Annotated in this window: 25 protein-coding genes; 12 read left to right on the forward strand and 13 right to left on the reverse strand. The window is 43.2% G+C overall.

Going from position 1 to position 24027, the window contains the following annotated elements; all coding sequences use genetic code 11:
* The first annotated feature begins 3 nt into the window (after window positions 1-3).
* The 8 genes from D0T51_RS05520 (at window position 4) to D0T51_RS05555 (ending at window position 4910) form a co-directional block, all read left to right on the forward strand.
* On the forward strand, window positions 4-213 hold the full coding sequence (locus D0T51_RS05520; protein WP_163726319.1) for a tautomerase family protein: 210 nt from the start codon (window positions 4-6) through the stop codon (window positions 211-213).
* A gap of 4 nt (window positions 214-217) precedes the next feature.
* Entirely contained in the window at window positions 218-1066 is an 849-nt protein-coding gene (locus D0T51_RS05525) for an aldo/keto reductase (protein WP_163726321.1), read from the forward strand.
* Window positions 1067-1070: 4 nt separating this feature from the next.
* Complete coding sequence (locus D0T51_RS05530) at window positions 1071-1604, forward strand: flavodoxin family protein (protein WP_163726323.1); 534 nt, start codon at window positions 1071-1073, stop codon at window positions 1602-1604.
* A gap of 11 nt (window positions 1605-1615) precedes the next feature.
* Entirely contained in the window at window positions 1616-2155 is a 540-nt protein-coding gene (locus D0T51_RS05535; protein WP_163726326.1) for a flavodoxin, read from the forward strand.
* Between the two features lie 47 nt (window positions 2156-2202).
* Window positions 2203-3042 (forward strand): AraC family transcriptional regulator, encoded by an 840-nt coding sequence (locus tag D0T51_RS05540; protein ID WP_163726329.1) that lies wholly within the window; start codon window positions 2203-2205, stop codon window positions 3040-3042.
* A gap of 326 nt (window positions 3043-3368) precedes the next feature.
* Window positions 3369-3575, forward strand: a complete 207-nt coding sequence (locus D0T51_RS05545; protein ID WP_163726332.1) for a helix-turn-helix domain-containing protein — start codon at window positions 3369-3371, stop codon at window positions 3573-3575.
* 10 nt (window positions 3576-3585) lie between these two features.
* Window positions 3586-3912 (forward strand): HipA N-terminal domain-containing protein, encoded by a 327-nt coding sequence (locus tag D0T51_RS05550; protein ID WP_163726335.1) that lies wholly within the window; start codon window positions 3586-3588, stop codon window positions 3910-3912.
* On the forward strand, window positions 3909-4910 hold the full coding sequence (locus D0T51_RS05555; protein ID WP_163726339.1) for a type II toxin-antitoxin system HipA family toxin: 1002 nt from the start codon (window positions 3909-3911) through the stop codon (window positions 4908-4910). Before D0T51_RS05550 ends, D0T51_RS05555 begins: the two co-directional genes overlap by 4 nt.
* A 297-nt stretch (window positions 4911-5207) precedes the next feature.
* Here the strand turns inward: D0T51_RS05555 and D0T51_RS05560 are convergent, their stop codons facing one another.
* Together D0T51_RS05560 and D0T51_RS05565 are read right to left on the reverse strand one after the other, a co-directional pair.
* Window positions 5208-5840: a bifunctional 2-polyprenyl-6-hydroxyphenol methylase/3-demethylubiquinol 3-O-methyltransferase UbiG gene (locus D0T51_RS05560; protein WP_163726342.1), complete on the reverse strand. Its 633-nt coding sequence runs from the start codon at window positions 5838-5840 to the stop codon at window positions 5208-5210.
* Between the two features lie 14 nt (window positions 5841-5854).
* On the reverse strand, window positions 5855-6565 hold the full coding sequence (locus D0T51_RS05565; protein WP_163726345.1) for a DUF169 domain-containing protein: 711 nt from the start codon (window positions 6563-6565) through the stop codon (window positions 5855-5857).
* A 220-nt stretch (window positions 6566-6785) separates the two neighbouring features.
* Between D0T51_RS05565 and D0T51_RS05570 the strand changes: the two genes are divergently transcribed.
* A complete protein-coding gene (locus tag D0T51_RS05570; protein ID WP_163726348.1) occupies window positions 6786-7940 on the forward strand; it encodes a DNA alkylation repair protein in 1155 nt (384 codons plus the stop codon).
* A 67-nt stretch (window positions 7941-8007) separates the two neighbouring features.
* Here the strand turns inward: D0T51_RS05570 and D0T51_RS05575 are convergent, their stop codons facing one another.
* Window positions 8008-8787, reverse strand: coding sequence for a 4Fe-4S binding protein (locus D0T51_RS05575; RefSeq protein WP_163726351.1), 780 nt, complete (start codon window positions 8785-8787; stop codon window positions 8008-8010).
* 64 nt (window positions 8788-8851) lie between these two features.
* Window positions 8852-11023, reverse strand: coding sequence for a tetratricopeptide repeat protein (locus D0T51_RS05580; protein ID WP_163726355.1), 2172 nt, complete (start codon window positions 11021-11023; stop codon window positions 8852-8854).
* Between the two features lie 84 nt (window positions 11024-11107).
* Here D0T51_RS05580 and lepA point away from each other — a divergent pair, with 84 nt between their 5' ends.
* Complete coding sequence (lepA, locus tag D0T51_RS05585) at window positions 11108-12895, forward strand: translation elongation factor 4 (RefSeq protein ID WP_163726358.1); 1788 nt, start codon at window positions 11108-11110, stop codon at window positions 12893-12895.
* Window positions 12896-12924: 29 nt separating this feature from the next.
* On the opposite strand, the gene D0T51_RS05590 is transcribed toward lepA, so the two are convergent.
* The 9 genes from D0T51_RS05590 to D0T51_RS05630 all read right to left on the reverse strand — a co-directional run bounded on the left by D0T51_RS05590 (window position 12925) and on the right by D0T51_RS05630 (window position 21388).
* Entirely contained in the window at window positions 12925-14091 is a 1167-nt protein-coding gene (locus tag D0T51_RS05590) for a glycosyltransferase (protein WP_163726361.1), read from the reverse strand.
* Between the two features lie 3 nt (window positions 14092-14094).
* Window positions 14095-15252: a diaminopimelate decarboxylase gene (gene lysA / locus D0T51_RS05595; protein ID WP_163726364.1), complete on the reverse strand. Its 1158-nt coding sequence runs from the start codon at window positions 15250-15252 to the stop codon at window positions 14095-14097.
* Window positions 15253-15309: 57 nt separating this feature from the next.
* Window positions 15310-16626, reverse strand: coding sequence for an aspartate kinase (locus D0T51_RS05600; protein ID WP_163726368.1), 1317 nt, complete (start codon window positions 16624-16626; stop codon window positions 15310-15312).
* A gap of 88 nt (window positions 16627-16714) precedes the next feature.
* Window positions 16715-17386 (reverse strand): cell division ATP-binding protein FtsE, encoded by a 672-nt coding sequence (locus D0T51_RS05605; protein ID WP_163726370.1) that lies wholly within the window; start codon window positions 17384-17386, stop codon window positions 16715-16717.
* 90 nt (window positions 17387-17476) lie between these two features.
* On the reverse strand, window positions 17477-18073 hold the full coding sequence (gene hisIE, locus D0T51_RS05610; protein ID WP_163726373.1) for a bifunctional phosphoribosyl-AMP cyclohydrolase/phosphoribosyl-ATP diphosphatase HisIE: 597 nt from the start codon (window positions 18071-18073) through the stop codon (window positions 17477-17479).
* A 20-nt stretch (window positions 18074-18093) separates the two neighbouring features.
* Window positions 18094-18849 carry an imidazole glycerol phosphate synthase subunit HisF gene (gene hisF, locus D0T51_RS05615; RefSeq protein ID WP_163726376.1) on the reverse strand — a complete coding sequence of 252 codons (756 nt, stop codon included), beginning with the start codon at window positions 18847-18849 and terminating at the stop codon, window positions 18094-18096.
* A 93-nt stretch (window positions 18850-18942) separates the two neighbouring features.
* Window positions 18943-19665, reverse strand: a complete 723-nt coding sequence (hisA, locus tag D0T51_RS05620; RefSeq protein WP_163726379.1) for a 1-(5-phosphoribosyl)-5-[(5-phosphoribosylamino)methylideneamino]imidazole-4-carboxamide isomerase — start codon at window positions 19663-19665, stop codon at window positions 18943-18945.
* Window positions 19666-19673: 8 nt separating this feature from the next.
* Entirely contained in the window at window positions 19674-20264 is a 591-nt protein-coding gene (gene hisH / locus D0T51_RS05625; RefSeq protein WP_163726382.1) for an imidazole glycerol phosphate synthase subunit HisH, read from the reverse strand.
* A gap of 290 nt (window positions 20265-20554) precedes the next feature.
* Window positions 20555-21388 carry a S1 RNA-binding domain-containing protein gene (locus D0T51_RS05630; protein ID WP_163726428.1) on the reverse strand — a complete coding sequence of 278 codons (834 nt, stop codon included), beginning with the start codon at window positions 21386-21388 and terminating at the stop codon, window positions 20555-20557.
* Window positions 21389-21587: 199 nt separating this feature from the next.
* Between D0T51_RS05630 and D0T51_RS05635 the strand changes: the two genes are divergently transcribed.
* Window positions 21588-22397, forward strand: coding sequence for a polysaccharide biosynthesis/export family protein (locus D0T51_RS05635; RefSeq protein WP_163726384.1), 810 nt, complete (start codon window positions 21588-21590; stop codon window positions 22395-22397).
* Between the two features lie 7 nt (window positions 22398-22404).
* Window positions 22405-24027 carry a Wzz/FepE/Etk N-terminal domain-containing protein gene (locus tag D0T51_RS05640; RefSeq protein ID WP_163726386.1) on the forward strand — a complete coding sequence of 541 codons (1623 nt, stop codon included), beginning with the start codon at window positions 22405-22407 and terminating at the stop codon, window positions 24025-24027.

Raw genomic sequence — 24027 nt, forward strand, 5'->3', positions numbered from 1 at the left:
ATTATGCCACACATAGCGATCACGATGTTTCCCGGACGGGACGAACAGACAAAACAAAAATTAGCCCGCGCCATGCAGAAGGCGCTTTGCGAAGAACTCGGAATAGGCACGAAAATCGCCTCCGTATCCGTCGAGGATATCCCCATGAACGAGTGGGAGGACTCGATGAAAAAGGTGCCGCAGGAGGCTATGTTCATACACTTAGGAGAATAAAATTATGAAAACAGTAAAATTGAACAATGGAGTAGAGATGCCAATCTTAGGATTCGGTGTTTATCAGGTGGAACCCGCTGAAACGGAAAGCGTGGTACTCGATGCTTTGGAGGTCGGATACCGATCGATAGATACGGCGGCTGCTTACGTGAACGAGGAGGGCGTCGGACGTGCGATTCGGCAGAGCGGCATTCCGCGCGAAAAGTTATTCATTACCACTAAACTCTGGATTCAGGATGCCGGATATGAGAACGCGAAAAAGGCGTTCCAAAAGTCGCTCGACAAGCTCGGACTCGATTACCTCGACCTCTATCTTATCCACCAGCCTTTCGGCGACTACTACGGCTCGTGGCGGGCAATGGAGGAGTTGTATAGAGAGGGACGGATACGCGCTATCGGCGTCAGCAACTTCTATCCCGACAGGCTGCTTGACCTGATTCAGCACAACGAGGTGGTTCCGGCGGTCAATCAGGTCGAAACGCATCCGTTCTGCCAGCAGATCGCCACGCAGGAGTTCATGCGGGAGAATGGTGTGCAGATCGAGTCATGGGGGCCGTTTGTCGAAGGGAAAAACGATATGTTCAATAACGGAGTTCTGAAATCCATCGGCGACAAATACGGAAAGTCGGTGGCGCAGGTAGTTCTCCGTTGGATGATACAACGTGATGTAGTTGTTATTCCCAAATCGGTTCGCCGGGAACGTATGGCCGAAAATTTCGATATATTTGACTTCGAGCTGACCGCCGAGGATATGGCCGCCATCCGCACACTCGACACGGCGCAAAGCGCCTTCTTCGACCACCGCGACATCGAGTTCGTGAAATGGTTGGGCGTTCACAAATTTGACATCTAAAATTATGAGTAAAAAAGTATTGATCGTTTCGGCCAGCCCGCGCAAGGGCGGCAACTCGGATACCCTATGCGATGAGTTCGCGCGCGGCGCGCGGGAAGCGGGCCACGAAGTGGAAAAGATATTCTTCCGCGACCACAAAATTAACTACTGCCTCGGCTGCGGAGTGTGCAACACGACGCATAAATGCGTCCAGAAGGACGATATGGCCGAGGTACTCGATAAAATGCTGGCCGCGGATGTGCTGGTGTTCGGCACTCCGGTCTATTTTTACACGATGGACGCACAGCTCAAGACTCTGATCGATCGCACCGTCCCGCGATACACCGAGCTGAAAGGCAAGGCCTACCTGATCGCCACGCTTGCCGACAAGGGCGAGGAGACAATGATCGGCACAAAGGCGGCGTTCCAGGGCTTCATCGACTGCCTCGACAACGTGGAATACGCCGGAACCATAGTCGGTTACGGTGTGTGGAACAAGGGCGAGATCGTCGGCAATCCAGCGGTAGAAGAGGCATACGAAGCGGGTAAAAACCTATAATTCAAAACTACATGAAAACAATTATTTTATCACTTATAGCTATGGTTGCAACTATTTCTGCATACGGTCAGCAGAGCAAAACGCTCGTCGTTTATTACTCCCGCACTGGCAACACCGAAGCCGTGGCGAAACATATCCAATCGCTCACCGGAGCCGACCTTTTCAAGGTGGAGACGGTCAAGGCATATCCCGAAGGCTACCACGAAACGACGGAGGTGGCAAAGGTCGAGAAGAGCAGCAGCGCCCGCCCGGAGATCAAGGGCAAGGTCGAAAACATCGACCAGTATGACACGGTTTTCGTCGGCTTTCCGATCTGGTGGGGCACTTATCCGATGGCAGTGGCGACATTCCTCGACACTTACGAATTGGCTGGCAAGACGATCATTCCGTTCTGCACCCACGGCGGAGGCGGCGTCGATCAGGGGTTCAACGATGTAAAGAAATTAACTCCAAACTCAACACACAAAAACGGACTGAGCCTGAGCGGAAGCCGCGCGGCAGCGTTAAAAGCCGAAGTCGAGAAGTGGCTGAAAGAAATTGGCGTTATTTAACAACTGGACTTTTCAGCAAAATCGTATCTTTGTAGAAAAGAATCATTATGGAGACAGGAAAAGAAACATACGTTACGTTCAACTATTCAGATATCATTTACAGCTACTTTTTCAGCGACGACTGTATGTGCTCTAAAATGGTGCGCGACCATTTTCTCGTTTATGTCTATTCCGGCGAGTACATACTGGAAGAGGGCAAACGGCGGACGGTCGTACGTGCAGGCGAGAGTGTGTTCCTGCGGCGCGACAACCGCGTAGAGATGACCAAGCAACCCAAGGACGGCGAGCCGTTTATGGGTATCTTCGTGACTTTCAAGCGCAACTGGCTGCGCGAAGTCTTTCAGGAGTTCGAGAAGGGACGCCTGCCCGTCGATGCCGCAAAACACAAACAAAGCGTCATCAAATTACCCGAGACACCCGACATCAAGGGGCTTTTCCTCTCCATTACACCTTATTTCGACTCGGCGATCAAGCCATCGGACGACATCATGTGCCTGAAGATGCTCGAAGGTTTACACGCCCTGCTGCGCATCGACGAACGGTTCTACGCCACACTTTTCGACTTCGTCGAGCCGTGGAAAATCGACATCCTTGACTTCATGAACGAGAACTACATGTACGACCTTTCGATGGAAGAGATCGCTTCGTTCACGGGCCGCAGCCTTTCGACGTTTAAGCGCGACTTCAAAAAGATCAGCGATCTGTCGCCCGAAAAATGGCTTGTTCGTCGCCGCCTCGAAGCCGCGCAGGAGATGCTGCGCGAGAAGGGCAAATCCGTGACGGATGTTTATGTCGAGGTCGGCTTCAAGAATTTCTCACATTTTTCGACCGCCTTCAAAAAACAGTACGGTGTGGCGCCGAGTAGTTTTATTCAAGTTACAGTATAAAAACCATCCCTAAGTCATGATGATTTAGGGATGGTCTTTGCATGAACCCCACATCTCTACTTTTGTTGAAGTAAAATGTTTGAAACAATAAAGCAGCTGACTTTGAACTAAATATGCATCCACTTTCTATTCTTCTTTCCAATTATCTTTCCCAAGTACATCTTCTACCAATATGAGCAACAATAATCACAATATACTGTGATTATGTGAAAATAATTACTAATTAAAGTATAAGCAATACTATAAATCCCATTATGCTGTGATTTCTATTGTCATTCTCAAACTTTAATCTTATATTTGCCCCAAAATCCCATTATATTGTGATTATGAAAGAATTAGGAAATACTATCAAGGAACGTCGGAAAGCTCTTTCCATTACACAAAGAGAACTTGCCGCTTTAGCCGGAGTAGGAATAAATACACTTACGAAGATAGAACGAGGTGAAGCAAACCCTTCATTAAAGGTTGTTATGAATATCTTGAATACGCTTGGATTAGAAATAGATATAAAAATCAAGTCCAGCAAATTATAAAATATAAATAATGAGAAAAGCAAATATATACCTGAATGGCATATTAGCCGGAGAATTAACCGAAACTTCTGAAAGGAAATACCTATTCAGATATAACGATGATTATTTTAATGATCAGATAAAACCTGCTATTAGTCTGACCTTGCCCAAAAGTCAACAAGAATATCATTCTGATTGTTTGTTTCCATTCTTTTTTAATATGCTGTCGGAAGGAAGTAATAGGATTACTCAAGCAAGATTACTACGCATTGACGAAAAAGATCATTTTGGGATTCTATTAGCTACAGCGCAAAATGATACAACAGGAGCTATAACCGTTAAACCAGTTTCCAAATGAAAGAAATAAAAAATTGCCCTTCGACATTAGCTGCTGGATATAACACATATAGTCCGGCAGCATTGAAAAGAGTTTTTGATAAACAAAAAGTATCCCATATACTTCCTTATGAATCAATAGAAAAAAATGAAGATGATGCAAAACTCTTTATGGATAACAAAAAACGGATTTCTATATCAGGAGTTCAAAGCAAATACTCAATGGTTGTCAAGGATGGAGAGTTAAATTTAACCCCCGAAGGAGAGCAAGGGACATATATACTAAAGCCCAAACCTGTAGAAATAAAAAATCCACTGGAATGTGCTGCAAATGAAAACCTCACAATGCAAATAGCAGAACAGGTTTTCAAAATAGAAACAACAGCTAATGGTTTATCCTTTTTTCAAACCGAGGAAATCGCATACATAACAAAACGATTTGATATTGCTTCCGATGGTAGTAAGTATAGAGTAGAAGATTTTGCTTCATTAGCAGGGGTTACCTCTGATAATACCGGGGTTAATTTCAAGTATGATTATAGTTACGAAGAGGTTGCGGAACTAATAAAAAAGTATCTACCTGCTTGGCAAGTTGAACTGTTGAAGTTTTATCGTCTGATTCTGTTTAATTTTCTCTTTTCGAATGGGGATGCCCATTTGAAAAACTTTTCAGTCATGGATGTGGGAGAAAATGATTTTCGTCTTACTCCCGCATACGATTTGTTAAATACAAGAATTCATGTTGATGACACTGATTTTGCTTTGGATAAAGGATTATTTAAAGATGATAAACCTGAATATTTCAAAGGAGGAAAAGCCAATGGGGAAACTTTTAGACAATTTGGATTGCAAATAGGATTGCCTGAAAAAATGGTAGATAAAGAGTTGGCCACTTTTATAACTAAACAGCTTTTAATAGATGAACTGATAGATAACTCTTTTTTATCTGAAAAAATCAAAAGACAATATCGCATGCTCTATCAAACAAGACGGAATAGGCTTGCTGATATGAAACTTTAAATAAGAGTATAAAAGAATCGTTTAAATTTCCAAATTATGACGATTCCTCGTATATTTGTAGTAGGAAATGTGATGTGAAGAATTTCGCCGCAAAGTAGTGCAAAAATTTGGTGGAGCAATAGCGGGAGATTACTTCTTTTTCGAAAACATATCTATAAGAAATACAGCTACTTAAATCAAAATAACGATTCCTGGTGGCACCACGAATGAGAAAAGCAAAAAAGAGAAAATCCCTGAAAGTCAATCACTTTCAGGGATTTTCTTTTTCCAAGAAATCCTTTATTTCAGCAAAGCATCTTACACAGGCTTTTTACATATGATAACTGTAAACTTCATCGGAGGACGAGATTCCATCTGTTTTACAGGTTCATCTATTTCCTGGATATCAATCAAACCGCAGTTATGAAATTCTTGTTTTATGGAATCTTCGTCATAAAAAAACAGTTTAGCACCCTTTATACGTTCAAACCGGTCTTTACTAAGCCGTTTCCCCTTCCCGTACAAGGCGTCTTCTTTAGAGATGGTAGAGAAAACCATATACCCGCCGGGATTTAACTGTTGGAAACAATCAGCTATAAGTTTCCGCCTCTCACGCACATTCAACAAATGAATAAGGGCATAACAGAAAATAGCATCGTACAACTCATCATCGAACGGCATATCGGTTACAGAGCCATGATACACTTTTGCCGTTTCGCCAAAATGTTTTTCAGCCAGTTCAATAGCCGTTTCCGATATCTCTATCCCGGTTACTTCAATGCCATTGTCAAGAAACGGCTTTGCATTTCTTCCATATCCGAATCCGGGGATCAGTATCTTCTTTACTCCGTTCTTGCGGAATAATTCCAAAGCGATATAAGCAGAATCAGCCGCTTCCAATCCCCACATAGCCTGCTTGTCCCTAAAACTTGATTCCCAAAATTCAACCATCGCTTCAAAAATCTTTACTTATTTATTCGCTCTCTAACTTTCTTCCACGCGTGTGTATCGAATAAACTACTTTCACGCATGGTGTAATACATTTCCTTAAATCGGGTAATTGGTATTACAAAACTTAGAATATTAGCTTCCACATAAGGGCGGACGGAGGGATCGAAAAGCCCAAGGAACGTTCTCTTTCCTCCCCTATTATTCTCAACAACAGCATTGGTTATCACTGCCGAGCAGCCGGAGCCGAACATGGAAGTGACTGCATCTTCCGAATTGTTGTCGAAATAAGCCCATGTCGTTAGTCCGGATAATATATCGGGAGTTGCCAAAAACAAGATGCCTTCTACCTTGTCAAAAGTGTCAATCTTGTCTATACGGTTAAAATTCAGACACTTTCGATTGGTAAGCGGCACGCCAAGCTGTTCAATAAACTCAACCACCATTTCGGGTGTCTTTTTATACTTTTCTTTCAGTGAAACGAAGTTGGGTACTCGTTCGGGCATTTCTGTAAATCCGGTATAGAACTTTCCTCCTCCGCAACCTATGACTTCGGCATTCAAGCTTATGGGATTTCCCTCTCTTACTGTTTTCAATCCTTTGAAGAAACAACCGTTTATCTTTTCGGTATCGGCAAGCGGGGTATCGGAATACCAAAACACTATCGGAAGTTCGGCTTTTTCGCTGAACGCTTCCCTGTAATTGTCAATAAATACTTTTACTTCCATAATTATGCTGTTTTTTCTTTTTCCACGTTTTTTGTACCGATATAGCAATAACGACCAGCAATAAGGCTGTTTGAAGGGCACTCCATATCTGATTCCCCCAATTCAATCATCTTATTTATTGCTATTGTTTAGTCCGTAAAGATCCGAAAGTTTTTTGATATCATAATTCTTCTCTAAGATATAAGTATCTTTACCGGGAAGTAAAATTTAAAGAGTGAGTATGGCAGAGCCTTTCAAAAACATGTATAACGAGCAGTTCTTCGACCTATTCACGAAAGACTTAATGCTCGTTATTCCCGACTTGAATCCCCGTACATTCGTATCTCAAGTAACGGATAAAGAATGGGAAAACCGAGAACTCAAACAACGTGTTATACACATAGCGACAGTACTCAAACAGTTTTTACCGGCAGATTACAAAGATGCTATCGCTAAAATACTTGAACTATTGGATCGTATAGAAAGTAGATATCCTCATTGCTCCCAGATAGACGATACGAAGTTTGGCTTACTCTTGGAGTATGGGGCGATTTTAGACAACTATATAGAACAATACGGGCTGGATGATTACGAGACCTCTGTCAAAGCGATAGAAAGAATTACCCAGTTCACAAGCTGCGAATTTGTTACTCATCCGTTTATTGTCAAATATCCCGATGCCATGATGGCGCAAATGCTCGTTTGGTCGAAGCACGCACATTGGGGAGTCAGACGGCTTGCATCCGAAGGCTGCCGTCCGCGCCTGCCCTGGGCGATGGCTTTACCGAATTTGAAAGCCAACCCTGCTCCCATCATTCCTATTTTAGAGAATCTGAAAAACGACCCTGCTCGATTTGTTCGACTGAGTGTTGCCAACAACTTAAATGACATAGCCAAAGACAATCCTCAAGTGGTGATCGATTTAGTAAAAAGATGGCAAGGAGAGTCGGAAGAAGTCGATTGGATCATTAAACACGGCTGCCGGACACTCCTCAAACAAGGCAATCCGGAAGTGATGAAATTATTCGGCTTGGGTTCTGTAAAAAATATCCTGATTGAAGACTTTTATATTTCGAATCCCAAAGTGAAAGTCGGCAATTCGTTGGAATTTAGTTTCAGCATACTGAATAAGAATAACAAAAAAACGAAAATGAGGCTTGAATACGGACTGTATTACCAAAAGGCAAATGGTACCTTATCGAAGAAAGTCTGTAAAATCAGTGAAAAGGAGTACGCTGCAAATGCAACGACGCATATCACTCGGAGACATTCTTTCAAAGTAGTAACCACACGAAAACTCCACCCCGGACTCCATCAGGTTGCTGTTATAATCAACGGAAACGAGTATGAGAAATATGATTTTGAACTAATCGATAATCCACAGCCATTTCAGTAGACTTTATATGATCAAACACCTGTTTCTCTAATAAAGCCTCCCAACAAAAGTAGAATAAACAATCCGATCAGAAATAAAACTCCGGCTCTTTACGCTCCGCATATGCTTTGACAAACTTCATTCCTGCGACTTTATACAATAAACCTCCAAAATGACGGGCATCTGCGGGGCAAACAGCAATGCAACGGGCACAAGAGATACATTTCTCTTTATCTGTTTTGCGTGGGGCATCAGCGGGGATCGCTTGTACGGGGCAAAGTTTCACGCAAGTACCACATGCAGTACACCTCTTGTTCCCACTAGGCTGTAGTGGTAATTTCCCCGGCACTTTATAGGGATGATTGCCTTTAGGGGTTATTCCCGACAAGGAACATGTATCCGTTATTGAATGGATTTTCTCCCAACTCTTCTGTGCAAATCCGGTGATTCGCTCCATATCCTGAACATCCGGACGGCTAGCCCCCACCTTTGGGAATATAGAATGTTGTGCAATAAATGCCCCGGCCGAAACTACTTTAAACCCATTCGCCTCCACTACATCTTTCAGTTCAAGCAGCGCATCGTCGTAATCGCGGTTACCATACACACATACAATAATAGCCGGCGTATCATTGCCTTTAAACCGGCCAAGTGCAGGAAGAGTGATGGCCGGAATACGCCCGGCATATACGGGCATGCCCACAACCAAAAGGTCAGAACGATCCATTACAATATCGACTTCAGGGATATATTGTGTAATATTATACTCTTTTTTATTGCCTTCCATCTGGTTAACCATATGTTTCATTATATTCTTTGTTGTATGAGTTGCACTGAAGTAAACAAAGTTGATATTTTCTATTTTCATGTTTTTCATGTTTTATTGATCCGATATATCTCGTATTTATACGCCCGCATTACAAACAGAAAGACTATTCTTCCAACAGATATCGCAGTTGATCCAACATCAAGGGGATCTCAGTTTCTTCGATACCGGCCATCAACAGATCCGGGATATCCTGATTGAATTGTTCCTGAAACTTATGAAAATCTCCCGCTTCCATCTCTACTGCTTTCTTATAATACCCCAAGGCACTTTTAATATGCTGCAAAGCCCATTCGGTATGTCCGGCATTCAGATAATCTTGCATCACAGGATGTGTTTCCACTATCTTCTTATAATAATTCAATGCCTGGTCATACCTTCCTGTCAGGAACGAACACCATGCGATCGGACGCCACGCCTTATTACTCTTACTATCCAGATAATCCACCTTGAAATAATATTTCAAAGCCTCTTCATAATTTTTCATTTCGAGATAAGAATGCCCAATACTCATTTGTGTGGACAGATCTTCAGGCTGTAAAGCCTCATAGCGTTGATAATATTCCAACGCCTTTTCCGGTTGTTTCAGGTTACGATAACATCCGGCAATCCGTCGGATGAGCCATTTACTGTCCGGATTCAATAGATCTGCACGTAAATACATATGTAAAGCCCCTTCTAAATCGCCCAACATCTGTTTGCAATATCCGATCTTCTGAAACAACACTCCATTGTCATGATCGTTCATTATCAAACGATGATAGATCACCAAAGCATCTTCCGCATACCCTTTGCGCAGATAATATTCAGCCAAGGTAGTCAAACTTTCTTCATCTGACAGATAAGGCTGCAGGATAGGTAAATTATGAAAATCCAATTTCCAGGTAAATATATCATCAAAATCTCTTCGTCCCGGATATAATTTAAAGAAACGATACAAATCCTGTATATACTGCCCGGCTATGATCTCCAGTTTACCTCTCCTGGTTATTAATTCCTCTTTGTTCTGCTGAATCATTTCCGAAGCCTGACTGTCGAACTGGCCGATCATCATTTCCCGGTGTTTATCAGGGAGCTGCATCATACTGAAATAGAGTGAATATTTATCCGAGTTACACATAAACGAAGCCATAGCCATTGTATCCAACATCAGATGTGCCCCTTTTTCATTTCCGGGAAACGCCTGCAAAGACGAATGTTCCTGCATAAAGGGTAAAAACCAGTTCGTAAACTCCCGAAAGAAAGGGAAGTTTTTCAGATGCACAAAAGTAGAATGCATCACATCTGCTCCCTCCTGTTGCAATTCTCCAAACTCCTGCATTTTCTTCCCCAGCTCCCCTTCGTTGAGAAGGTTCTCCCATTCCGGATTCATTTCATCCCCCATATGTTCGGCTGAAAAATCTTTCAGATGAATCTTATTTCCTATCTTCGGACTCAACTTCATCATCTCCGGAATAATCTCTTCCTGCAATTTTCGGGTGATCTTCTCCGTCTCTCTTGCCAGGATAAAACGCAAAGTGATCGTCCGCAAGGCTGCCGTAAAACCGGCATTCCCTTCGGCTAAAGCATCCAGCCGGTTAGTTATTTGGGGATATAGATAGATACGTTTGCGGTATGTATACAATACAAGCAAAATACTTATCAAAGTCCGTACGCGTATTTCTTCTTCAGGTGAACCTGCTGCATCAAAAAGCAGATTTATCTTTTCTTTATCAAAAGAAGCCTGTAAGGCTAGGAATAATGCGGAGACTACCTGGCTTCCCACAACATACGACAGGGAGAAGTCATTCAAAATATCCTGAACGGCCGCCACCTCTTCGCCGGTAAACGAATCGGACAACCATATCTTATCAAAAAGCATAGCCAGGGCCTTTTCATATTCGCTCTCTCTACCTACCACCCCTGCCGATACATTCAATTGAGCATGTAGATCGGCATAACTTACAGGAGGGTTCAACTGCATAATCCGTCGCTTCGAATAATAGACCAAAGGCGAATCAACCGACAAGGCTTTGATCCTCACCTTATCAGCAAGCTCATAAGTAGAAGTCAATAAGGTATGATATATATGTTCCTGCATTGGATCCCGTGCACCTTCCATCCGGTAACGCAACATATACGTATAGGTCTCCTGCAGTTCATTCAACCGGGCATGAAAGGCATACTCATTAATTCCTGCAATCATGCTATGCAGAAAAACAAAAGCATTCTTCAGTTCTTTATTATCCAATGAACCAATTATCCGGTCATAGGCTTTATTTATTTCTTGTATCGTCATAATGTATATATAACAAATGCTATGCCAAAAGTATTAGATTAACTCTAAAATTTCTATCTTTGCACACCTAAATATTGTTTGAAAATGAAGAATATTCGCAATTTCTGTATCATAGCCCATATTGACCATGGTAAAAGTACGCTGGCCGACCGCCTGCTCGAATACACCAAAACGGTTGAAGGCAAAGACATGCAAGCACAGGTGCTTGACGATATGGATTTAGAGCGTGAGAGAGGCATTACGATCAAGAGTCATGCCATCCAGATGAAATATACTCAAAACGGTGAAGAATATACCCTCAACCTGATAGACACTCCGGGACACGTTGACTTCTCATACGAAGTATCTCGTTCTATCGCGGCCTGTGAAGGCGCGTTGTTAATTGTCGATGCCGCCCAAGGTATTCAGGCACAAACAATATCGAACCTGTATATGGCCATAGAGAATGACCTCGAAATAATCCCTATCATCAACAAGATAGACCTCCCCAGTGCCATGCCGGAGGAGGTAGAAGATCAGATCGTGGAACTATTGGGCGTCAAACGGGAAGATATCCTCCGAGCCAGTGGCAAGACCGGCGAAGGCGTATATGAAATATTAGATGCTATCGTTGGAAAAGTACCTGCCCCCAAAGGCGATCCGGAAGCTCCGTTACAATGTCTTATCTTCGACTCTGTCTTCAATTCCTTCCGGGGCATTATCGCTTACTTCAAAGTGGTAAATGGTGTGCTTCGCAAAGGAGATAATGTAAAATTCATTGCGACAGGAAAAGAATATGATGCCGATGAAGTAGGTATCCTCAAACTCAATATGTCTCCCCGCACAGAGATCTTAACAGGAGATGTAGGTTATATCATTTCCGGTATAAAAACCTCCAAGGAGGTACGGGTAGGAGATACGATCACCCATGTAAAAAACGGAGCCCAAGAGGCTATTGCCGGGTTTGAAGAAGTAAAACCCATGGTTTTTGCCGGTGTATATCCTATTGACAGTGAAGATTTTGAGAACCTTCGTTCATCTCTTGAAAAGCTTCAATTGAATGACGCATCACTCACCTTCCAGCCGGAAAGTTCCGCTGCCTTAGGTTTTGGATTCCGTTGTGGATTCCTGGGGCTTTTGCATATGGAGATTGTGCAGGAACGCTTGGATCGTGAATTCGATATGGATGTGATCACCACAGTACCGAACGTATCTTATAAGGTATATGACAAAAAAGGCAATTGCATAGAAGTGCACAACCCGAGTGGATTACCGGATCCAACGCATATAGATCATATTGACGAACCTTACATCCGCGCATCTGTCATAACAAACACCAATTACATTGGTCCGATTATGACACTTTGTCTGGGAAAACGCGGTATCCTCCTCAAACAAGAATATATATCCGGTGACCGTGTAGAAATTCATTACGACATGCCTTTGGGAGAAATCGTTATCGACTTCTATGATAAACTGAAAAGTATCTCCAAAGGATATGCTTCATTTGATTATCATTTGCACGACTTCCGTCCCAGCAAACTGGCGAAGTTGGACATCCTCTTAAACGGCGAACCGGTCGATGCCCTCTCTACCTTGACACATGTCGACAACAGTGTCACTTTCGGCCGCCGCATGTGCGAAAAACTAAAAGAATTGATTCCACGACAACAGTTCGACATCGCCATTCAGGCAGCTATCGGCTCCAAGATCATTGCCCGTGAAACGATCAAAGCCGTGCGTAAAGACGTTACTGCCAAGTGTTATGGAGGTGATATTTCCCGTAAACGTAAGTTATTGGAAAAACAGAAAGAAGGAAAGAAACGCATGAAACAAATCGGTACCGTAGAAGTTCCGCAAAAAGCGTTCCTGGCTGTATTAAAACTGGACTAAAACCAATAGATTATTTTCGCTCCCCTTCTTTATCCGAGCCTAAAGGTATAGTCGTTCTTACCCCTAAACAGGCGGTAAACACGTATATATAGGTTAAACAATGGATGCAGAAATTCCAGAAGGAACAAAAGACCCGTAGTTGGTCTTTGTTGCAACAATTTACAGGATTTGTGTAACACTATGGCTTTTGCCACATACCGAAAGACAAAAAGAAGGCCTGCCAATAGACTGATAAGCCAATTGGCATAAAGACCAACTCCAATCGTTATTATCACCGCAAAGAGAAAGAAGAAATAGGATAAATCCTCCAAACGATAAAAAAGAAGTCTCCCTCCCCGATAATGTTGTTGTGTCGCGGCACGGGAGGCTTTCATTTCTCTCCATACCTTAAAATTACTGATGGCCGACATCTGTGTTATACTTTCCGGACAATAAACCGCTTCCGTATTCTTTCGGGAAGCCGATTCGTTCACAAACAAATCATCATCGCCCGCATGTAAACTCAGCGACTTATAATAGCCTTTATGCTGAAAAAAGAGCTCTTTCCGATAAGATAAGTTCCGTCCGTTTCCGGCAAAAGGACGTCGGATAAGAGCAGGAGAAAGATATTGCAAACCACCTATCAAGTTATCATAAGCTATTAATTTATGCAGAAAACCTTTTTTATAGGCATACGCACAAAATCCAAGCACAATCTCAGTTTCCGGCTTATACGCATTCACTACCGAAGAAATCCATTCTTTACTCAAAGGCTCACAATTCGCCTCGATAAATAATAGGATATCATTCTTTGCCGCTTTAATACCAACGGTTAACGCCAATTTCTTCCGGCTCAGGTATTTGACATCTTCCGGTATATAAGTATGATAAAGATGGGCATACTCCTGTTCAAACGTCTTCAACACATCATCACTCTCATCTGTCGACCCATCATTTACCACAATAACCTCATACGCAGGGTAATCCTGTGAAAGCAGAACGGGCAGATGTTTTTGCAGATTCTCCGATTCGTTTTTGGCATAGACAACAACAGAAACAGGGTGTTGCTCCCCTCTTTCTTGCGGAAAGACTTTCCTTGATTTACGCAGAGGACGACCATAAGTCACCAACCAATATAATAATTGAATAAGGAATAAGCCCCCGGTCACTCCAACCAGGATACATTCTATCGGCGTAAATACAAATAAACTTTTCATTTCTTATAATTCATCCGAATAATAAGCCAACGGCAATTGACGACAATTATATTGCGAGGCCATCACCTCTCCATAGGCACCGGCCGAACGAAGAACGAACAAATCCCCCCGGTGTGCCTTATTCAGTTCAATATCCTTTCCGAACACATCCGAAGATTCACAAATAGGCCCAACAACATCATACACCTCCACCGGCTCATCACTGCTGATATTCTCTATACGGTGATAAGCGTCATACATTGCAGGACGTATTAATTCCGTGAAACCGGCATCCAGTATGGCAAACTTCTTTACTTCTCCCTCTTTGACATAGAGTACCTGAGATACCAGGTTTCCACATTGGGCAACAATAGAACGTCCCGGTTCGAAATGCACTTCTTGTCCGGGGCGCACATGCAACAACTTATTAAACGCAGCAAAATAATTATCAAAGGGAGGGATAGGCATATGGTTCGGATGATAATAGTCAATCCCCAGACCACCGCCAAAGTTAATATTCGCCACCTGCATACCACGCGCATCCAGTTCCTCCTGTATCTCATTCATACGAATGGCCAGGTTACGGAAGGCGGATATATCCGTGATCTGCGAACCTATATGTGCATGGACACCGATCAGCTTCACGTATTTCAATGTTTTGAATTTATCCAACACAGCACCCAGCATGCTCAGGTTTATACCGAATTTATTCTCTTTCATTCCGGTCGTAATCTTCGCATGCGTATGCGCATCTACCTCCGGATTGATACGAAGCGCCACCGAAGCCACTTTGCCTTTGGCTTCAGCCAGCTCATTCAATATATCTAATTCGACAGCCGACTCCACATTGAAACAGAAAATATCATTTTCCAAGCCGAGGTTGATCTCCCAATCAGCTTTCCCCACTCCGGCAAACACGATTTTATGCGCCGGGAAGCCCGCCTCCAAAGAAGCCTGGATCTCTCCCCCGCTCACACAGTCGGCGCCGAAGCCATAGGCAGCGATCTCCGACAGTATACGCGGATTCGCATTGGCTTTTACGGCATAATGCACATGATAACCATATTTGTCGGCCTCTGATTTTACGAGCGACAAAGTCTCTTTCAACAAATCTATATCATAATAATAGAAAGGCGTTGGTATAGCCTTAAACTTTTCTATAGGAAACACACCTTTAAGCATCGGTTTTATTTTAAGATAAAAGAAAGGGCAACCTTTACGACTGCCCTTGTTTATATGTTAGTTATTAAACAAATGGTCGCTTAACGCCTGAAGAGCCTTTTTCTTATCTGCCTCTTTTATCAACAGGGAAACATTATAGTTGCTTCCTCCATAAGAGATCATACGCACAGGCACCTCTTTCAACGCTTGCACAATACGGGCTTCAAATCCGACATTGTCCCATTCCAGATCACCTACCACACAGGCAATAACCATATCGGAATCGACTGTAACCGTTCCGAACTTCTTCAGATCGTCTACGATTTCTTCCAGGTGTTTGCGGTTATCGATGGTCACCGAAACGCCTACTTCCGAGGTAGTAACCATATCGATAGGCGTCTGATAGTTTTCAAAGATTTCAAACACCTTACGCAAGAATCCGGTAGCCAACAACATCCGTCCACTCTTGATCTTGATCGCAGTGATATTCTCTTTGGCAGCTACCGCCTTGATCTTTCCTTTTTCCGTCACATTGGATATCAACGTACCGGGAGCCTGGGGCTCCATGGTATTCAATAAACGTACGGGGATATTATTCAGTTTAGCAGGCAGGATACAAGTGGGATGTAATATCTTCGCCCCAAAATAAGCCAATTCTGCCGCTTCTTCGAAATGCAGGTTACGCACCGGAGCCGTTTTATCGACAATACGAGGGTCGTTATTATGCATACCGTCGATATCCGTCCATATCTGAATCTCCTCCGCATTCACTGCGGCACCGATAAGGGATGCGGTATAATCGCTTCCTCCCCGCTGTAGGTTATCGATTTCACCATAGGCATTCCGGCAAATATACCCTTGGGTAATATACAGGTCTGCGTCTTTGTATTCATGGAGGAACTTACCCAGTTTCTCTTTGATATAGACCGGATCCGGTTCTGCATTCTTGTCTGTCCGCATATATTCCAATGCCGGAAGCAAAACAGAAGACACCCCACACTCATTCAGGTAAAGGTTCATCATGCCGGTAGAGATCAATTCTCCCTGTGCCAGGATGATACGTTCTTCGAACAAGGTAAAAAGGTCTTTGGTGAATGTACGGATATGATCGAAAATAGATTTTATAAGTTCTTTGGCTTTCTGTTTATATTCGTCTGTTGCATAAAGCTCATCAGCATGGTCATAGTATTTCATGGCCAATTTATTGATGATCTCATTCGCACCATCCGGGTTCTTTTTGTACAAGTAGTCGGAAATTTCTACTAACGAGTTGGTCGTACCCGACATGGCAGACAAGACTACGATATCACGCTTTCCCGCAGTGATCAGTTTTGCCACCTCTTTCATTCTCTGCGCAGATCCCACAGAAGTACCGCCAAACTTTAAAACTTTCATTTTCTTTTACTGTATTAAATTGTTTCTTTTGCCTATACGTCAAACATCAAACATGTTGACCAATGTGCCTGCAAAGTTATATAAAAAATCAATCCCCAATATCACTCAGACATGCATTCTCGCATTTTACGATACGCGCGGGGTAATTATGTACCAATGTATAATTGTGGGTAGTCATCATCACGGCTGTCCCACATTTACAAATATCATGTAGGAGTTGTACGATCTGCCCACTGGTTTCGGGATCCAGGTTCCCCGTCGGTTCATCGGCCAGAATCAACCGGGGATTGTTCAACAAGGCACGCGCAATAACGATGCGTTGTTGTTCCCCTCCCGACAATTCATGCGGCATCTTATAACCTTTCGTTTGCATCCCTACCTGGTGTAAGACCTCGTCGATACGCGTTTGGATCTCGTTCTTTTTCTTCCAGCCAGTAGCTTTCAGGGCAAACTCCAGATTTTTAATCACCGAACGGTCTGTCAATAATTGGAAATCCTGAAAAACAATCCCCAGCTTCCGGCGCAGATAGGGAATATCCTTCCGGCGAATCTTTCTGAGATCGTACTCCATCAACCGGGCTTCTCCCTGTTTGATCGGTATTTCACAATACAAAGACTTCAATAAGCTACTCTTACCGGAACCCACTTTTCCGATAACATATACAAACTCTCCATCATGCAATGTAAAACAAGCATCACGCAGTATCAAGTTTTCGTCACGGCATATTTCTATGTTCTCCAGTGTAAGCAGATTATCCATTTTATTAGTGATTAGTGGTTAGTGATTAGTGGTTAGTGATTAGTGGTTAGTATCAAATTAAACACTAATCACTAACCACTAATCACTAATTCATTCCTTATGTCTCTTTTTAAGTTCTTTGGCTAAGTCCTCTATACGCATGCCTTTGCTTGTCAACAATACGATCAGGTGATAGATCATATCCGAGGCTTCATAAATAAAACCATCGTCTGTTCCATTGGTGGCTTCGATCACTGTTTCTACAGCCTCTTCACCGACTTTCTGCGCCATGCGGTTGACCCCTTTCTGGAATAGAGAGGTGGTATACGAACCTTCCGGCATCTCCTGCCGACGACGTTCGATAAAGTTTTGTAACTGCTTGAGGAACATTATATCCTCTTCATTCTTTTCTCCAAAACAAGTATCATCGCCGGTATGACATACGGGGCCTACGGGATTGACTCGGATCAACAAGGTGTCGTTATCACAATCCACCTTCATACTGACAACAGAAAGAATGTTTCCGCTGGTTTCCCCTTTCATCCACAACCGTTGCTTGGTGCGGCTGTAGAATGTAACCTTCTGGGTTTCCACCGTTTGCTGATAGGCTTCTTCATTCATAAAACCCAACATCAGGACTTTATGGGTGTTGTTGTCCTGAATAATTGCAGGAACAAGCCCGTCCATTTTATTAAAATCTAATTTCATCTTATATCTCTTTTATTTTTTTATATCCGTACGTTCACACCTTCTTTGCGAAGATATTCTTTTAATTCGGGTATGCCGATCTCCCCAAAATGGAAAACACTGGCTGCCAGAGCTGCATCGGCCTTCCCTTCGAGAAAGGCATCCCGGAAATGCTGCTTCTTCCCGGCTCCCCCGGAAGCGATAATGGGTATATGCAAAGAATCGGCCAATGTAGCCAATGCCGTATGAGCATATCCGTCTTTCACCCCGTCATGGGTCATGCTGGTGAACAAGATCTCTCCGGCTCCTCTCTTTTCAGCTTCTGCCGCCCAATCGAAAAGATTCTTTTCCGTCGGGATGCGTCCCCCGTGGAGGTAACACAACCAATTTTCGTTTTCAAAGTTAGCATCAATTGCGACTACACACACCTGACTACCGAAATTTTTTGCGATTTCTTCAATTAATTCCGGTCGACGCAAGGCCGCCGAGTTGATCGACACCTTATCAGCTCCTGCACTGAGCAGGCGATCTACATCTTTCAGCTCATTGATACCCCCTCCTACTGTAAAAGGGATACTGATATGTGCCGCCACCTTTTTTACCAATTCCGTAAACGTCTTACGCCCTTCATGCGAGGCCGTTATATCCAGGTAGACCAATTCGTCTGCCCCGGCACGACTGTATTGCGCCCCTAATTCAACAGGATCGCCCGCATCCCGGAAGTTTACGAAGTTTATTCCTTTTACCGTTTTTCCGTCTTTGATGTCCAGACAGGGAATTATTCTTTTGGCTAACATGCTGTTAGAATTGTAAATTATAAAGTATAAAGTATAAAGTTCAGACAAATACGACTTTCTTTACTTTCACCACCTACAATTTATAATTGATAATTAATAATTGATGAAAGGCCGCAGGTCTTTCAATTGTATTCTGCCTTCATAAATGGCTTTTCCAAATATGACGGCCGGCACCTGGGCTTCTTCCAGTTTTTCAATATCTTCTACTGAACCGACACCCCCACTGGCTATCAGATAGACGGGTACCGCCTCATGAATCTCCTTGTAAAGTGCAACAGCCGGTCCTTCCAACATACCGTCCCGACTGATATCCGTGCAAATGACCTTCTGAATCCCGGCCTGGTGATAATCCGCAATGAAAGGGATCAACTCTTTCTCTGTCGTTTCTTCCCAGCCACTGATCGCGATCTTTTTATCTTTGGCGTCCGCCCCCAGGATAATCCGTTGACTGCCATACTTCTCAATCCAGGAAAGAAACACATCCGGGTTCTTTACCGCAATACTTCCTCCTGTCACCATCTGCGCGCCACTTTCAAAGGCAATCTGCAAATCCTGGTCCTGCTTTAAACCGCCTCCGAAGTCGATCACCAAATCCGTATGCGAAGCCAATCGCTCCAAGATACGGTAATTGATAATACGTCCTTTGCGCGCCCCGTCCAAGTCGACTACATGTAAGCGACGAATACCATGATCTTCAAACATTTTAGCAACCTCCAGCGGGTCTTCGTTATAGACCTTTTTCGTATCATAGTCGCCTTGTGTCAGACGCACGCATTTTCCTTCAATAATATCTATAGCCGGAATAAGTTCTATCATAAGACGGATTATAGTTTTAAAAAATTAGTCAATATCTGCTCCCCTATGTCTCCGCTTTTTTCCGGATGAAACTGGGTCGCATAAAAATTATCTTTATGCAGAGCCGCACTAAAAGGTTGAATATAATCAGTCGTCGCCGCAGTAAAGGCATTCACCGGCACATAATAACTATGTACAAAATAAACATACTGGTTCTCCAGGGCCGGGGAAAACAAACCCTCTTTTACCTCCATCAAGGTATTCCAACCCATATGAGGCACTTTCTCTTCCTGCTTCTGGGATATAAAACGCTTGACCTGCGCATCAAATATACCCAGACAGTCCGTATCGTTTTCCTGCGAATGTTTACACATGAGCTGCATACCTAAACAAACCCCTAAGACCGGTTGCTTCAGGTTGCAGATCAACTCATCCATCTTTCTCTCCTTCAGGTATTTCATGGTGGTTGAGGCCTCTCCCACCCCTGGAAAGATAACCCTATCCGCTTTTTGAAGGATTTCAGGGTCTGCCGTGACTACAGGTGTTATACCCAATCGTTTCAGGGCATAATCGACTGAATAAATATTTCCGGCATTGTATTTGATAATGGCAACTTCCATTCTAGGCTTGCTTAAAAAATTAAGCCACAAAAGTAACAAATTATCATAACAATCCCTTATAATACTGTAAGAAAGTAAACAAACAAGCAACATTTGTGTTAAATAGTCTACCCCCTTCTTCGCACTCCTATAAGGAGAATTCTATTGCCGATGGGCATCGTCGATATTGCCGAAGCGCATCGACAATATTGCTGATGCGCATCGGCAATATTGCTGATGCCCATCGGCAACAGAACAGTCCATGCACATCGACAGTAAACGACTTCCTAAAATGCAAGAAAATACGGGGATTAATCCACCAGGCGGATGCCTTCTTTTTCCAGAAGAATCAGTTGTTGTTTGTATAAGGCACCAAGGGCTTGTTTGAAAGCTTTTTTGCTGCAACGGAAAAGAGAATAAATAAGCTCCGGATCACTTTTGTCGTGTACGGCGATATAGCCACCCTGTGCTCGCAAGGATTCAAGGATAACGCCTGCAATACCCTCTACTTTCTGATAACCCAAGGGGGTAAGGCTCACATCTATCTTTTCATCCTCCCGGACTTCTTTGATATATCCTTTCAATGATTCGCCTTTTTCAAGGCGCCGGAAGACTTCGCTGAAATAGACAAGGCCCGTATGCGCATGATTGATAATTACCCGATAGCCTATTTCCGTTTCGTCCATCACGATTAAATCCACCTCCTGGTTTTGCACATAATCCGGGGGGATATTATTCAGAAACTTCTCTACGCGGGCAGAAGCCATAATACGTCCTGTAACATTATCAATGCGTACATACACTAGATACCACCTGTCTTTTTGCATGGCAACCTTCTGCTCTTTGAAAGGAACAAGCAGATCTTTCATCAAGCCCCAATCCAGAAAGGCACCCATCGCATTGACGGACTTCACCTGCATATATTTAAATTCACCGACAACGGCCTTCGGTTGAGCAGTCGTAGCAATCAGTCGCCCCTCATTATCGTGATAGATGAACACCTCCACCTCATCACCCGGTTTGACATTCCGGGGTACATAACGTGCCGGAAGCAAAATCTCCAAATCATTGCCTCCATCCAGGTAAACACCGAAATCCAAGTCCTTAACAATTCTCAGTTTATTATATTGCCCTACTTCTACCATGCTTTTTTCTTTTGCGGCAAACATACGTAAATAATAATAAAAAAGCATACACTCCTTTGTATATTTTAGTCTCCCATGCAGCAATATTTCAATAAGTCCGTCGTTATATGTGTAACTTCAACCAACGGGAGGCTTATCATTTCCCGCGTTAAAGTAAAAAGCGTATATTTGCAACCTTATTTGAACAACAAAAAAACCTATGAGATTAAAATTAGCAGCATTTGTTTTCCTCTTTGTTCTTTTTTTCGGAGCCTGTTCTGCTCCCAAAGATGTCGTTTATTTCCAAGGTATCGAAGAGTTAACTCCGGCTCAATTTGAAGAGATGGCTCAGACGTACCGTACCCCTATATGTCCGGACGACTTATTAACGATCACGGTTACCAGTTGGGATCCGCATGTGGTAACTCCTTTCAACCCTCCTACGTATGCGTATTCCAGCATGGTCGAAGGAGAAGTGGTCGTGCAGGCGGCTCCCGCTTTATTGACATATGCTGTCGATGCGAATGGAGATATTAATTATCCGGTATTGGGAAAAATACATGTACAAGGATTAACCAAACACGAACTGGAAGATCAATTGAAAAAAGACATCTCCCAATATATCGAAGACCCTATAGTCAAAGTGCAGATTGTCAACTTCAAAGTAACGGTATTGGGAGAAGTAAACCGCCCGGGGCCCATTTCGATAAAGACAGACCGGATCTCCATCCTGGATGCCCTAGGGCATGTGGGAGACTTAACAATCAATGCCCGACGGGATAATATAATGATACTGCGAGATAATAACGGAAAAAAAGAAGTAGGCTTTATCGACATAACCGACCCGGCCCTGTTTGCCTCTCCTTTTTATTACCTGAAACAGAATGACGCCATTTATGTGACACCCAACAAGGCGAAAATCCGCAACGCACGGTATAGCCAGGCACAACAATACAATATAACAGTATTCTCTTCTATATTAAGTGCCGTTTCTGTGATTACAACCGTTATATTAGCGATTCGAAAATAACATACACATGAATAAAATAGAGACAACACCCGCTCACGAAGAGAAAGAAACAATAGGGTTAAAAGAAATTTTTGTTGGTTATTTACATCATTGGAAAGTGTTTGTCGCAGCCGGTATCACCTCCCTGCTTCTGGCTGTTTTATATCTGACATTAGTTCCTAATACGTTTGAGGTAATGGCACGCGTTCAACTGCAAGCAGACGAAGGCAGCAGCGGCTCCTTCGGCCTAGGAGAGGCTGCCGGCTTAATGAAATCTTTCGGCCTGGGAGGGGGATCGTCTTCTACGGTGAATGTAGATGATGAAAAAACAATCCTGGCTTCGAACGAATTAATGGGACAGGTTATCAAAGAGTTGGGTCTTCAGGTAGAATACAAAAAACCGAATTCTTTTCTTTATACATTGTATACAGATGCCCCTCTTTCACTCACATTCAATGAGGAGACCAATGCGAATATCTTGGATGATATCGAGTTTACCATCTCTATCGCCAGCGATGGGAAAGCCAAGGTCAACGTCAAAGACGAAGGGGAAAAACGGACATTCGAATATGCTTCGCTGCCGGCCACAATCTCTTTGCAAGAAGGCGACTTTGTGTTGAACTACAAAGAAGGAGCAGAGAAGCAGAACAAACCGTACAAAATAAAAGCCAAAGTCAAACCCTTAAATTGGGTGGCCGAGCAATATGTAGGTGCCATCTTGATTGACGAGGTGAGTAAATCCTCCAACATACTGGAATTATCCTGTCAGGATCATCAAAAACGCAGAGGGGTAGATCTGTTGAATACGCTCATGCGCAAATTCAACGAGCACCATGAAAAGGTCAAACAGGAAGAAGCGGCCAAGTCTATGTTCTTCGTCAAAGGGCGCATCGACCATCTGTTGGGTGAATTGGATCAGACCGAACGTGTGTTGGAAGAATTCAAACTCAAACACAACATGACTGATATTCAGTACGATGTTGAGTTTTACGTAGGACAAATGCAGGAACTCCAGGTTAAAATCATCGAAGCAGAAGCCCAGGTGCATGTTATAAATATGATGAGTGAGTTCGTTGAAAACCCTGCCAACAAATACAATATTGTGCCTATCCTGCTTACCGCACAAGACGGGGAAAGCGGAGGAGGACCGATCTCTATGTATAATCAAAAGTTGATCGAGCGAAACCAGATATTGAAAGCATCTCGCCCGGAAAGTCCGCTTATTCAGTCTACCAACGCACAGTTGGATAAACTCCGGGAAGGGGTCGTTCAAACGATTGCCAATGCCAAAAACAGCCTTGCCCTGACAGTAAACGAACTGAAAAACAAGGAGAATAAGTTATACAGTAAGATGGGAGAAGTGCCCACTTTGGAACGGGAATACACCAACTACAAAAGACAGCAAGAGATTCTTCAGGGAGTATACCTCATCCTTTTACAAAAAAGAGAAGAGATTGCACTTACCGTCGGCGACATGAAAGACCGTGCCCGGGTAATAGATCAGGCCTTTGTTAAAAAGAAAAGAGTGGCTCCTCGTAAACTATTTGCCCTCTTGGGTATGATGCTTTTCACGCTGGTAGCGCCCATCGTTTGGATTGAATCCAAAAAGATCTTTGTCGAATTGAAAAAAGAATACAAAAGAACAGCATAA

It is taken from the genome of Parabacteroides sp. 52 (genome assembly GCF_010500925.1).
In the GTDB taxonomy this organism is placed as follows: domain Bacteria; phylum Bacteroidota; class Bacteroidia; order Bacteroidales; family Tannerellaceae; genus QVMG01.

Coding starts and splice junctions, on each gene's coding strand:
- D0T51_RS05635 (WP_163726384.1), top strand. CDS start 21,588: ATGAGATTAAAATTAGCAGCATTTGTTTTCCTCTTTGTTCTTTTTTTC.
- D0T51_RS05600 (WP_163726368.1), bottom strand. CDS start 16,626: ATGAAAGTTTTAAAGTTTGGCGGTACTTCTGTGGGATCTGCGCAGAGA.
- D0T51_RS05575 (WP_163726351.1), bottom strand. CDS start 8,787: ATGAAAATAGAAAATATCAACTTTGTTTACTTCAGTGCAACTCATACA.
- D0T51_RS05640 (WP_163726386.1), top strand. CDS start 22,405: ATGAATAAAATAGAGACAACACCCGCTCACGAAGAGAAAGAAACAATA.
- D0T51_RS05545 (WP_163726332.1), top strand. CDS start 3,369: ATGAAAGAATTAGGAAATACTATCAAGGAACGTCGGAAAGCTCTTTCC.
- D0T51_RS05605 (WP_163726370.1), bottom strand. CDS start 17,386: ATGGATAATCTGCTTACACTGGAGAACATAGAAATATGCCGTGACGAA.
- D0T51_RS05555 (WP_163726339.1), top strand. CDS start 3,909: ATGAAAGAAATAAAAAATTGCCCTTCGACATTAGCTGCTGGATATAAC.
- hisA (WP_163726379.1), bottom strand. CDS start 19,665: ATGATAGAACTTATTCCGGCTATAGATATTATTGAAGGAAAATGCGTG.
- D0T51_RS05530 (WP_163726323.1), top strand. CDS start 1,071: ATGAGTAAAAAAGTATTGATCGTTTCGGCCAGCCCGCGCAAGGGCGGC.
- D0T51_RS05535 (WP_163726326.1), top strand. CDS start 1,616: ATGAAAACAATTATTTTATCACTTATAGCTATGGTTGCAACTATTTCT.
- D0T51_RS05540 (WP_163726329.1), top strand. CDS start 2,203: ATGGAGACAGGAAAAGAAACATACGTTACGTTCAACTATTCAGATATC.
- D0T51_RS05570 (WP_163726348.1), top strand. CDS start 6,786: ATGGCAGAGCCTTTCAAAAACATGTATAACGAGCAGTTCTTCGACCTA.
- hisF (WP_163726376.1), bottom strand. CDS start 18,849: ATGTTAGCCAAAAGAATAATTCCCTGTCTGGACATCAAAGACGGAAAA.
- lysA (WP_163726364.1), bottom strand. CDS start 15,252: ATGCTTAAAGGTGTGTTTCCTATAGAAAAGTTTAAGGCTATACCAACG.
- hisIE (WP_163726373.1), bottom strand. CDS start 18,073: ATGAAATTAGATTTTAATAAAATGGACGGGCTTGTTCCTGCAATTATT.
- D0T51_RS05565 (WP_163726345.1), bottom strand. CDS start 6,565: ATGGAAGTAAAAGTATTTATTGACAATTACAGGGAAGCGTTCAGCGAA.
- hisH (WP_163726382.1), bottom strand. CDS start 20,264: ATGGAAGTTGCCATTATCAAATACAATGCCGGAAATATTTATTCAGTC.
- D0T51_RS05590 (WP_163726361.1), bottom strand. CDS start 14,091: ATGAAAAGTTTATTTGTATTTACGCCGATAGAATGTATCCTGGTTGGA.
- D0T51_RS05550 (WP_163726335.1), top strand. CDS start 3,586: ATGAGAAAAGCAAATATATACCTGAATGGCATATTAGCCGGAGAATTA.
- D0T51_RS05520 (WP_163726319.1), top strand. CDS start 4: ATGCCACACATAGCGATCACGATGTTTCCCGGACGGGACGAACAGACA.
- lepA (WP_163726358.1), top strand. CDS start 11,108: ATGAAGAATATTCGCAATTTCTGTATCATAGCCCATATTGACCATGGT.
- D0T51_RS05525 (WP_163726321.1), top strand. CDS start 218: ATGAAAACAGTAAAATTGAACAATGGAGTAGAGATGCCAATCTTAGGA.
- D0T51_RS05580 (WP_163726355.1), bottom strand. CDS start 11,023: ATGACGATACAAGAAATAAATAAAGCCTATGACCGGATAATTGGTTCA.
- D0T51_RS05560 (WP_163726342.1), bottom strand. CDS start 5,840: ATGGTTGAATTTTGGGAATCAAGTTTTAGGGACAAGCAGGCTATGTGG.
- D0T51_RS05630 (WP_163726428.1), bottom strand. CDS start 21,388: ATGGTAGAAGTAGGGCAATATAATAAACTGAGAATTGTTAAGGACTTG.